Origin of the sequence: Mycolicibacterium parafortuitum (assembly GCF_002086815.1) — a bacterium.
GTDB classification, from domain to species: Bacteria; Actinomycetota; Actinomycetes; order Mycobacteriales; family Mycobacteriaceae; genus Mycobacterium; species Mycobacterium parafortuitum.
Window position 1 is genome coordinate 101,526 of sequence record NZ_MVID01000024.1, and the last position, 11,379, is coordinate 112,904.

Here is an 11,379-nt window from a genome sequence, read left to right on the forward strand (position 1 = left end):
AGGTGCCCGGTGGACTTCAAGAAGCTGCTGGCGTCGTGGCCGGTGTACCGGCAACTCACCGGCGACGACAAGCTGGGCCGCGGCAAGGCCGCGCAGTCCGAGCGCTCGCTGACGCTGACCCCGCGCACCGCCGAGGCCGACCACATCGCGCATTCGGTGTGCCCGTTCTGCGCGGTCGGCTGCGCGCAGAAGGTGTACGTCAAAGACGACAAGGTCGTGCAGATCGAGGGCAACCCGGACAGCCCGATCTCGCGGGGCCGGCTGTGCCCGAAAGGGTCGGCCAGCAAGCAACTCGTCACCGGCCCCCAGCGGCTGACCAAGGTCCGCTACCGGGCGCCGTACGCCACCGAGTGGCAGGACCTCGACCTCGACACCGCGATGCAGATGGTCGCCGACCGGGTGCTCGACGCCCGCGAGAAGGGCTGGCAGCAGTTCGACAAGGACCGCCTGACGCTGCGCCGCACCATGGGCATCGCCAGCCTCGGCGGCGCGACGCTGGACAACGAAGAGAACTATCTGATCAAGAAGTTGTTCACCGCGCTGGGGGCATTACAGATCGAGAACCAGGCGCGTATTTGACACAGCGCCACGGTTCCCGGTCTGGGGGCCTCCTTCGGTCGCGGCGGGGCGACGGACTACCAGCAGGATCTCGTCAATTCCGACTTCATCGTCATCATGGGCTCCAACATGGCCGAGGCGCACCCGGTCGGATTCCAGTGGGTGATGGAGGCGAAATCGCGCGGCACGCAGGTGGTGCACATCGACCCGCGGTTCACCCGCACCAGCGCGCTGGCCGACCGGCACGTGCCGCTGCGCGCCGGCAGTGACATCGCGTTCCTCGGTGGCGTCATCAACTACATCCTGAGCAACGAACTCGACTTCCGGGAGTACGTCGCCGCCTACACCAACGCGTCCTTCCTGGTCGACGAACGCTTCGCCGACGCCGAGGACCTCGACGGCCTGTTCTCCGGCTACGACGACGAAACCGCGTCCTACGACCCGTCGACATGGCAGTACGAGTCGACCGACGCCGAGGGCGGTGGCGCCGAGGCGAAGGAGGAGAGCTCCGGCGACCGCTCCGGCTCCGGTGGGCCGCCGATCGAAGGCGGCGCCGGCGACATCCCCAACGACCCGACGCTGCAGCATCCGCGCTGCGTCTACCAGATCCTCAAACGGCACTACGCGCGCTACACCCCGGAGATGGTCGAGCGGGTGTGCGGGGTGCCCGCCGCGGATTTCCTTGAGGTGGCGCGCAAGTGGGCGCAACACTCCGGACGCGACAAGACCGCGGCACTGGTGTACTCGGTCGGCTGGACCCAGCACACATTGGGTGCGCAGTTCATCCGGGCCGGTGCGATCATCCAGCTGCTGCTGGGCAACATCGGCAGGCCCGGCGGCGGGGTGTTCGCGCTGCGCGGGCACGCCAGCATCCAGGGCTCGACCGATGTGCCGACGCTGTTCAACCTGCTGCCCGGCTATCTCGCGATGCCGCACGCCGGCCAGGAGACGCTGGCCGACTACATCGACGACATCGTCAGCCGCAACCAGAAAGGCTTCTGGCACAACGCCGATACCTACATGGTGTCGCTGCTCAAGGAGTACTGGGGCGATGCGGCGACGCCCGACAACGACTTCTGCTTCGACTATCTGCCGCGCATCAACGGCGACCACGGCACCTACCGCACCGTGATGGACATGGTGGACGGCAAGGTGTTCGGCTACTTCCTGCTCGGGCAGAACCCCGCCGTCGGGTCGGCGCACGGCCGGCTGCAGCGGCTCGGCATGGCCAACCTGGACTGGCTGGTGGTGCGCGACCTCGTCGAGATCGAGAGCGCGACGTTCTGGAAGAACTCCCCGGAGATCGAGACCGGCGAGATCAGCCCCGACACCTGCCGCACCGAGGTGTTCCTGTTCCCGGCCGCCTCACACGTCGAGAAGGCCGGCACGTTCACCCAGACCCAGCGGATGCTGCAGTGGCGCGAACAGGCCGTCGAACCGCCCGGTGACGCCCGCTCGGAGCTGTGGTTCTTCTACCACCTGGGCCGTATCCTGCGCGAAAAGCTCGCCGGCTCAACCGATGAACGCGACCGGCCGCTGCTGGACCTGTGGTGGGACTACGAACTCGACGGCGACGAACCCTCCGGAGCCGACGTGCTGCGGCGCATCAACGGTGTCGACCTGACCACCGGCCGCGCCGTCAACAGTTACACCGAACTCAAGGCCGACGGCTCGACGGCGTGCGGCTGCTGGATCTACAGCGGGGTGTATGCCGACGAGGTGAACCAGGCGGCGCGTCGTAGACCGCAATCGGAGCACCGCGGGCGGAGCCCGCAATCGGACGAGGGCCCGTACGACAACGAATGGGGCTGGACCTGGCCGCTGAACCGGCGGGTGCTGTACAACCGCGCGTCGGCCGATCCGCAGGGCCGGCCGTGGAGTGAACGCAAGAAGCTGATCTGGTGGGATCCGGACAAAGGGGAGTGGACCGGGTACGACGTCCCCGATTTCGAGAGGACGAAGCCGCCGGACTACCGGCCCCGCCCCGAAGCGGTCGGGGTCGAGGCGCTGCGCGGCGACGACCCGTTCGTGATGCAGGCCGACGGCAAGGCCTGGCTGTTCGCGCCCAACGGGGTGCTCGACGGACCGTTGCCGACGCACTACGAACCGCACGAATCGCCGGTGCGCAATCCGCTGTATCCGCAGCAGGGCAACCCGGCGCGCAAAGTGTATGGGCGCGCGGACAATCCGTCGAACCCGTCCTGGCCGGACGCGCACGGCGACGTGTTCCCGTTCGTGTTCACCGCGGCCCGGCTCACCGAGCACCACACCGCCGGCGGTATGAGCCGTCAGCTGCCGTACCTGGCCGAGCTGCAGCCGGGCCTGTTCGTCGAGGTGTCCCCGGAGCTGGCCGAGTTGCGCGGGCTCACCCACATGGACTGGGCGCACGTGGTGACCAGCCGGGCGGCCGTCGACGCGCGGGTGTTCGTCACCGACCGGATGCGCCCGCTGCGTGTCGAAAACCGTGCGGTGCACCAGATCTGGATGCCGTACCACTGGGGTTCGGTCGGGTTGATCGACGGCGACGTCGTCAACGACCTGCTCGGCGTGGTCGCCGACCCGAATGTGTTCATCCAGGAGAGCAAGGTCGCCACCTGCGACATCCAGCCGGGCCGGCGCCCGCGCGGACCGCAGCTGCTGGAGTACATCCGGGCCTACCGGGAGCGCGCCCGCATCACCCCCGAGACCGGCACCCACCTCGACACCACCGAACCCTCGCGCGAGCACACCGAGGAGAGCCCATGAGTACCGAGAAGCGCATCAGCTCCAACAGTTTCTACGGCCCGCTGCACGATGTGGCCGGTGACGCCGGCTACGACGCCGAGCATCCGCCGCGGGTCGGGTTCTTCACCGACACGTCGGTGTGCATCGGCTGCAAGGCCTGCGAGGTCGCGTGCAAGGAATGGAACGAGGTACCCGTCTCGGGGGAGGGGGACGGATTCAACCTGCTGGGCATGTCGTTCGACAACACGGGCGAGCTCGGCGCGAACTCCTGGCGCCACGTCGCATTCATCGAGCAGAGCCGGCCCGAACCTGTCGAGTCCGTGGACCTCGGGATGCCCGGATTCGAGCGGCCCGGCGACGCGACCGGCGCAGAGACCCGGCAGGACTTCCGCTGGTTGATGGCCTCCGACGTGTGCAAGCACTGCACGCACGCCGGCTGCCTCGACGTGTGCCCGACCGGCGCGCTGTTCCGCACCGAGTTCTCGACAGTCGTTGTGCAGCAGGATATCTGCAACGGCTGCGGCTACTGCGTGTCCGGCTGCCCCTACGGCGTGATCGAACGCCGCGAGGGCGACGGGCGGGCGTGGAAATGCACGCTGTGCTACGACCGGCTGCACGACGGCCTCGAACCAGCCTGCGCGAAGGCGTGTCCCACCGACTCCATCCAGTTCGGGGTGCTCGACGAGCTGCGGGAGCGGGCCGCGCTGCGGGTCTCCGAGTTGCACGAGCGCGGCATCACCGAGGCGCGGCTCTACGGGCACGATCCCGACGACGGGGTCGGCGGGGACGGCGCGTTCTTCCTGCTGCTCGACGAGCCGGAAGTCTATGGGCTGCCGCCGGATCCGGTGGTGCCGACCCGTGACGCCGGCGCGATGTGGCATTACGCCGGGATGGCGGCGTCGGCCCTGGTCGGGGTGGCGGTGTCGGCGTTCCTGGGTAGGCCGTTTGCGGGTAGGCGCCCGTGAAAGAGCAACTGGCGGTGCCGAAGGCCGAGTTCCGGTCGTACTACGGCAAGCAGATCCTCAAGACGCCGGTGTGGAACTGGATGATCGCGGCGTATCTGTTCTCCGGTGGACTGTCGGCGGGGTCGGCGCTGCTGGCCGCCGGGGCCGACCTGACCGGCAGAACCCGGCTGCGGCGGGTGTCGCGGCTCGGGGCGCTGGCGAGCCTGCTGGCCAGCATGTACTTCCTGATCGGCGACCTCGGCCGGCCGGAGCGTTTCCACCACATGCTGCGGGTGGCCAAGCCGAGTTCCCCGATGAGCATGGGCACCTGGATCCTCGGCGGGTTCGGCCCCGGCGTCGGACTGGCCGCCGTCGCGGAACTGATGCCGCCGCGGCTGCGCCGGACCCGCCTCGGCCGTGTCGCCGACTGGGCGGCCCGGCCCGCGGGACTGGAGGCCGCCGCCGTCGCCCCCGGGGTCGCGTCCTACACCGCGGTGCTGTTGTCGCAGACCGCGGTTCCGGCGTGGCACGAGGCCCACCCGTATCTGCCGTTCGTGTTCACCGGATCGGCCGCGGCCAGCGGCGGCGGGTTCGGGATGCTGCTGGCCCCGGTGTCGGAGTGCGGTCCGGCCCGGCGGATGGCGGTGACCGGCGCGGTGCTGGAGGTAGCCGCGTCCCGCACGATGGAGCGTCGCCTCGGTCTGGTCGCCGAGGCCTATACGACGGGACGCCCGCACCGGCTGCGGCAGTGGTCGGAGATCCTGACCGTCGGCGGGGCGGCCGGCGCCGTGGTCGCCGGCCGGCGCCGCTGGGCCGTCGCCGCGTCGGGGGCGGCCCTGCTGGCCGGCAGCGCGCTGCAGCGGTTCGGTGTGTTCGAGGCCGGCGTCGCGTCCACCAAGGACCCGAAGTACGTGGTGGTGCCGCAGCGCGAGCGCGCCGATGCCCGCGCCGAAAAGACGCAATCTGGACGTTCGACAACGCGCTGAACGGGAATCACCGGTGCGTGGAATGGGAATGTGTGGTCGTCGGGGCCGGCGCGGCGGGCCTGAGCGCGGCGCTCGTGCTGGGGCGGGCGCGGCGCAAGACGCTGGTCATCGACGCCGGTGAGCCGAGCAACCGGGCCGCGCCGGTGATCGGCGGGCTGCTCGGATTCGATCAGCGGCCGCCCGACGAGCTGTACGCGACCGGCCGGTCACAGCTGGAGGCCTACCCGTCGGTGCAGTTCCGGTCGGGGGAGGTACTGGAGGGCCGCGCGGTCGACCACGGCTTCGTCCTCGAGGTCGCCGGCGGCGACCAGGTGCGGGCCAAGCGGGTGCTGCTGGCCAGCGGGATGTCGTACAGCCCGCCGCAACTGCCCGGCGTCGCCGACCTGTGGGGCACGTCGGTGTTCCACTGCCCGTTCTGTCACGGCTGGGAGATGCGCGACAAGAAACTCGCCGCGCTGGCCGCCGGTGAACAGGGGCTGCACACCGCGCTGATGTTGCGCGGCTGGACCGACGACGTCGTGCTGCTCACCGACGGGCGCACCCAGCTCAGCCCGGACGACCAACGGATCCTGGACCGCGCCGGGGTCACGGTCGACGACCGGCGCGTCGTCGAATTGATTGGTGCGGACCGACAATTGGAGGCCGTCGCGTTCGCCGACGGCGACCGGTTGGCCCGCGACGGGCTGCTGGTCGAGGCGCCGGTGCGGCAACGCTCACCGCTGGCCCAGCAATTGGGTGCGACGTGCACGCCCGGGCCGCTGGGCACCGAACCGCTGACCGTGGACGAGATCGCGCGCACCAGCACCTCCGGGGTGTTCGCGGCCGGCGACGTGTGCACCGAGCAACCGCACATCGCCGGCGCGATCGCCGCCGGGGCGGAAGCGGCGATGATCATCGTGCAGAGCCTGCTCGCCGACGACTTCGGGTTGCCGTATCCGCCCGCGTAGCGCTTACGCTCGGCCGGTGACGGTGTGGGAACTGGATTCCGGGAACGGTGAGCTTCAACTGACCACGGGGGTGACGGGTGCGGCGGCCAAGATGGGTCACCGGCTGACCATCGGGCTGGACTGGCACGCGACCGTGCACTGGTCCGGGGACGCGCCGGCCGCCGTCGAGATGACGGTCGACGTCGGCAGCCTCGAGGTGCTCGGCGGTGACGGCGGCGTGACGGGGCTGTCCGGACCCGAGAAGGCGCTGGCCCGGGGGAATGCGGTGAAAATCCTTGACGCCAAACGTCATCCGAAGATCGTGTTCCGGTCCTCGGCGATCACCGGCGCCGACTACGGCTATCTGCTGTCCGGCACCCTGCAGATCCGCGGCCGCGAGCGTGACTGCGATGTCGAGCTCAAGGTCGAGGACCTCGGCGAGCGCTGGCGCATGTCCGCCGAGACCGAGGTGCGGCATTCGGACTTCGGCCTGAAGCCGTACTCGATGATGATGGGCGCGCTGAAGGTCGCCGACGAGGTGGTGGTGTCGTTCTCCGCGGAGTATCCGAAGGCCTGACGCCGGCGCGGGCATTGGTGGCGCTCGCGGTGCCGGCTATTGGGTGTCGCGAACGGCGAGGTAGTGCTGCGAGATCGCCTCGCCTTCGGTGTACTGCTCGACCCTCTGCTCGATGAGCTGATCCTGGCCGGTGAGCCGGGTGTAGTGCTGGTGCATGTGCTCGCCCCAGGAGCGCACGATGAAGGTCTCCACGAACGTCGACTCCTGTTCGACGCTGCGGAAGATCTGCCACATCGCGGCGCCGGTGCGCTGCCGGGACCGGCCCAGCGCCGCCACCGCGGCCAGGAACGCCTCCTCGTTCTCCGGTAGCACCCGGTAGGAGGTGATCACCAGCACCGGCCCGTCCAGCGGCTCGGGTTCGAAGAGCAGCGACGGTTCCGGCCAGTGCGTCGACGGGGTCAGGTCGAGGTTGCCGGTGCCGGCGTGCAGCGGCCACCACGCCAGCGACACCCCGCAGAACACCAGCAGCGCGGCGCTGACCAGCAGACTGGTGACACTGGAGGTGGCCCCGGCCAGCACTCCCCACAGCAGTGAGCCGACGGCCTGCCCGCCCATGAAGATCAGCTGGTACACCGACAGCCCGCGGGCGCGCACCCACCCCGGCAGGCTCAACTGCATCGACGCGTTGAGCGTCGACAGCGTCAGCAGCCACGCGGTGCCGCCGATCACCAGCCCCGCGGTGACCGCCGCGACATTGTGCACGAGCGCCAGCACGGCGGTCGCCAGCGCGAACCCGCCGGCCCCGGCGATCAGCAAGGCGTTCTGTCCGTACCGGGACCGCAGTCGCGACAACGCGAACGCGCCGAGCACCGCGCCGACGCCGAGCGCACCGAGCAGGGCGCCGTAGCCCGACGAACCCAGCCCGAGCTGGTCGCGGGCGATCACCGGCAGCAGACCCCACACCGCGCTGCCGGGTGCGATGAACAGCACGGTGCGCAGCAGGATGCGGAGCACGATCGGGGACTTGCGGATGAAGCGTCCGCCCGCAGACAGGGCGGCCATCGCCCGCTCGGGTGGAAAGTCGTTCTGCACCGGCGGGCGCCGCCACCAGAGGAGTACCAGCACGATCCCGATGAACGACACCGCGTTGAGCGCGAACACGATCGCCGGCCCGATCAGCGACACCAGCGCACCGGCGATCGCGGGCCCGATCGCCCTGGCACCGTTCATGCTCATGCTGCCCAGCGCGGCGGCCGCCGGAATCTGCTGCGATGGAACAAGATCGGGCTGGATGGCCTGCCAGGCCGGCGCGGTGAGCGCCTGGCCGCAGCCGATCACGAACAGCAGTATCAACAGCACCGTCGGGGTGGTCAGCCCGGCCCCCGTCAGCGCCGCGAGTAGACCGACACCGGCGGCCCCCGCGCCCTGCGTCGCGATCAGCAGGCGACGGCGGTCGACCAGATCGGCGAGCACCCCCGACGGCAGCGCCAGCAGCATGACCGGCAGCGTGGTCGCGGTCTGCACCAGCGGCACCAGCACCACGGACCGCGGGTCGTCGACGAGCATCCACTGCGCGCCGACGGTCTGCATCCACGTGCCGAGGTTGGACACGAACTGCGCGATCCACAGCGCCCGGAACACCGGCGACTGCAACGGCGCCCATGTGGAGGTCGAACTCGCCGCTGCCGAACTCGCCGTTGTCATCTGCCTCCCATGACTGCGCCCGTGGACACTGTAGGCCCGCGAATGCTTACCCGGCGCCGGGTTGGTTCACGCCCCCGGGCTAGCGACGGTGGCGCAGCGCCTCGGTCACGGGCTCCACGGGGTGAGGCCGGTGCGGGTGTCCGGGGACCGCGAGTCCGGGACGCGGTCGCGCACCGTGGGCGGGCCGCGGGGTCCGCAGCGGGGTGGTCGGCGCGTGCGGCGTGACCGGTGCCGGGGCGACGGTGAGCTTGCGGCGGTGTTCCTCGTCGATGCCGTCGGAGAGCCGGCCGAGGTATCCGATCAGCGCGGCCACGTCGCCGTCGTCCCAGCGCGACAGCACCGTCTCCAGGCCGCCGATGTTGGCCGCCCGCTGTTGTTCGAAGATCGCCCGGCCCCGGGTGGTGAGCGAAAAGCGTGGCGGCGCAGCGTGATCCGGATCCGGTGCGCGACCGACGAGGCCGTCGCGGATCAGCGCCGAGATGCGCTCCTCGACGGGCCTGGGGTCGCTGCTCAGCGCGGCGCACAATTCGGGCGGCGTCATCGCCGGGGCACCGCCCAGATAGGCCGCGATCACGTAGTCGCCGCGGTCGAGGCGGTGCGGTGTCGAGGACACCCCGAGCGCGACCGCGGACTGCCGTCCCACCGCGGTCATCACGTTCTCCAGCCGCTGCGCGCGGCGGCGCACCGCCGACGGGGACAGCACCGGCTCGACGTCGTCCACCGGCGCCGGGGCCGGGGTGGCCGACGGGATCGCCACGGCGATCGCGGCAGCGACCGCGGCGGCGACGCCGGCGATGATCAGCGCGGTGCGGAACCCGCCGAGCGACGGGATCGTGTGGCCGCCGACGTCCATTCCGGTCTGGACCAGCACCGCGGCCATCGCCGCGCTCGACACCGAGGTGCCCAGCGAGCGGGCCAGCGAGTTGATGCCGTTGGCGGCGGCGGTCTCCGACACCGGAACCGCGGCGTTGATCAGCGTCGGCAGCGACGCGAACGCGAACCCGACGCCGATGCTGACCACCACGGAGAAGGCCAGCACCCCGGCCGCGGAACCGAGAAGCTGCGTGGCCGAGAAGTAGCCGACGGCGATCACGACACAGCCGATGATCAGCGTGAACCGGGGGCCGCGCGCGGCGATGACCCGGGCCGCGATCGGCGCCGACGCCATCATCGCCAGACCGCCCGGAGCCATCCACAGCCCGGCCGCGACCATGCTCTGGCCCAATCCGTAGCCCGTCGCGCTGGGCATCTGCAGGATCTGCGGGCCGATCAGCGACGTCGCGAACATCGCGAATCCGATCGCGATCGAGGCCAGGTTGGTCAGCAGCACAGGGGTTTTGATCGTCGTCTGGATGTCGACCAACGGCGCCGGAACCCGCAGCTGCCACCACACGAACGCGACGAACACGGCCACCGAACCGACCAGCATGCCGATCGTCAGCGGGCTGCCCCATCCCCAGTTGGCGCCCTTCGAGATCGGCAGCAGCAACAGGATCAGGCCGGCGGCCAGGCCGACAGCGCCGAGATAGTCGAAGCGTCCCAGAGACTTCGACGGCACGACGTCGGGAACGAACAGCGTGAACAGCAACCCGGAGCCGAGGCCGAGGACGGCCGCGGACCAGAACAGCGCATGCCAGCTGAAGTGTTCGGCGATCACCGCCGACAGTGGCAGACCCAGCGCACCACCCACCCCGAGGGACGCGCTGACCATGCCCATCGCGGCGCCGACACGCTCGGCGGGCAGCGCTGCGCGCAGCACGCTGATGCCCAGCGGGATCACGGGCATGCCGAAACCCTGCAGCGCGCGGCCGACGACGAGCGGGATCAGCGAGCTCGTCAGCGCCGCGATGACCGACCCGGCCGTCAGCAGCACCGCGCACGCGATCAGCACCCGTTTGGCGCCGAACATGTCGCCGAGGCGGCCGAACATCGGCGTCGCGACCGCGCCGGTCAGCAGCGTCGCGGTCACCGCCCACGACGCATTGGCCGACGACGTGCCCAGGATGTCGGGCAGCTGCGGGATCAGCGGGATGACCAGCGTCTGCATCAGCGAGACGCTGATGCCCGCGGCGGCGAGGACGGCGATGAGCACGGCACCGCCTTTGGGCGGCGCGGGGCGCTCGACCAGTTGTGTAGCCAAGAAAGGTCCTTGTGGGAAAGCGGGGTTATCGGCGGGTGGGTTCAGCGTCGAACCGGTAATGGCACCCGAATCGTTTCAATACGCGGCAAGAATAGCACCGGAGTCGTTTCATTCGCCATACTGGTCTGGTGAACTCCCCAGCCCCTGTCGCCGCCGGCCGGTCGCGCGCCGGCCGCCCGACTCGCGAACAGGCACGTGCGCGGGCCGAAGAACTGCTCGACTGCGCACTGGAGGTGTTCCTGGACCGCGGGTACGACCACGCCACCATCGACGGGATCGCCGCGACGACGGGCATGGCCAAGCGCACGATCTACGTGCTGTACGCCGACAAGGAGGCGCTGTTCCGGGCTGCGGTGCAGCGGGCAATCGACCGATGGGTGGTGCCGGTCGACGAGCTGCGCGCGCTGGACACCGGGGATCTGGAGGAGACGCTGATCGCCGTCGCGTCCGCCCGGCTGCAGACCGCGGTCAGCCCGGACGGGGTGCGCCTGCAGCGCATCCTCAACGCCGAGGCCTACCGGTTCCCCGAACTCAGCCGGACCGCCTACGAGCAGGGCACCCGGCCGGTGGTGCGGTTCATCGCCGAGGTGCTCGCGCGGCACGCCGCGGCAGGCTCCATCGCGATCACCGATCCGGAATTGCTCGGGACGTCGTTTCTGAGCCTGGTGATCGGCGGGCCGGCCCACGGGGTGCTGTGGGGTGCGGTGCTCGACAACGACGCGGTGGCCGACCGGATCCGGATCTGTGTGCGGCTGTTCCTCGACGGCGCGCGGCCGCGCTAGCGGAATCTCCCGCCGAAACTGCATTCCGGCAGGCGTCTACTCGCTCAGACTCAATCGGTCGCTGCAACACCTGATTCGTCGAGGGGTGTTGTTCGATG

The 11,379-nt window shown here is 70.3% G+C and carries 8 protein-coding genes; 6 read left to right on the plus strand and 2 right to left on the minus strand.

Annotated features, from left to right (window positions below):
* Positions 1-9: 9 nt before the first annotated feature.
* The 5 genes from fdh to BST38_RS22180 are packed head-to-tail and all read left to right on the plus strand — an operon-like array spanning position 10 to position 6,715.
* Positions 10-3,303 (plus strand): formate dehydrogenase, encoded by a 3,294-nt coding sequence (gene fdh, locus BST38_RS22160; protein WP_237160881.1) that lies wholly within the window; start codon positions 10-12, stop codon positions 3,301-3,303.
* 14 nt (positions 3,304-3,317) lie between these two features.
* On the plus strand, positions 3,318-4,247 hold the full coding sequence (locus BST38_RS22165) for a 4Fe-4S dicluster domain-containing protein (RefSeq protein WP_165761624.1): 930 nt from the start codon (positions 3,318-3,320) through the stop codon (positions 4,245-4,247).
* Positions 4,244-5,212 carry an NrfD/PsrC family molybdoenzyme membrane anchor subunit gene (gene nrfD / locus BST38_RS22170; protein WP_083145636.1) on the plus strand — a complete coding sequence of 323 codons (969 nt, stop codon included), beginning with the start codon at positions 4,244-4,246 and terminating at the stop codon, positions 5,210-5,212. The genes BST38_RS22165 and nrfD overlap by 4 nt, the downstream gene beginning before the upstream one ends.
* Before the next feature lie 17 nt (positions 5,213-5,229).
* The gene (locus tag BST38_RS22175) at positions 5,230-6,159 is read left to right on the plus strand and encodes an NAD(P)/FAD-dependent oxidoreductase (RefSeq protein WP_083145637.1); all 930 of its coding nucleotides are present in this window, start codon (positions 5,230-5,232) and stop codon (positions 6,157-6,159) included.
* Between the two features lie 16 nt (positions 6,160-6,175).
* Positions 6,176-6,715, plus strand: a complete 540-nt coding sequence (locus BST38_RS22180) for a YceI family protein (protein WP_181792004.1) — start codon at positions 6,176-6,178, stop codon at positions 6,713-6,715.
* A gap of 36 nt (positions 6,716-6,751) precedes the next feature.
* On the opposite strand, the gene BST38_RS22185 is transcribed toward BST38_RS22180, so the two are convergent.
* Both BST38_RS22185 and BST38_RS22190 read right to left on the minus strand, forming a co-directional pair.
* Positions 6,752-8,359: an MFS transporter gene (locus tag BST38_RS22185; RefSeq protein ID WP_083145638.1), complete on the minus strand. Its 1,608-nt coding sequence runs from the start codon at positions 8,357-8,359 to the stop codon at positions 6,752-6,754.
* Between the two features lie 79 nt (positions 8,360-8,438).
* The gene (locus BST38_RS22190) at positions 8,439-10,499 is read right to left on the minus strand and encodes an MFS transporter (protein ID WP_237160882.1); all 2,061 of its coding nucleotides are present in this window, start codon (positions 10,497-10,499) and stop codon (positions 8,439-8,441) included.
* 128 nt (positions 10,500-10,627) lie between these two features.
* On the opposite strand from BST38_RS22190, the gene BST38_RS22195 reads away from it, so the two are divergent.
* Positions 10,628-11,281, plus strand: coding sequence for a TetR/AcrR family transcriptional regulator (locus BST38_RS22195; RefSeq protein ID WP_083145639.1), 654 nt, complete (start codon positions 10,628-10,630; stop codon positions 11,279-11,281).
* Positions 11,282-11,379 lie beyond the last annotated feature (98 nt).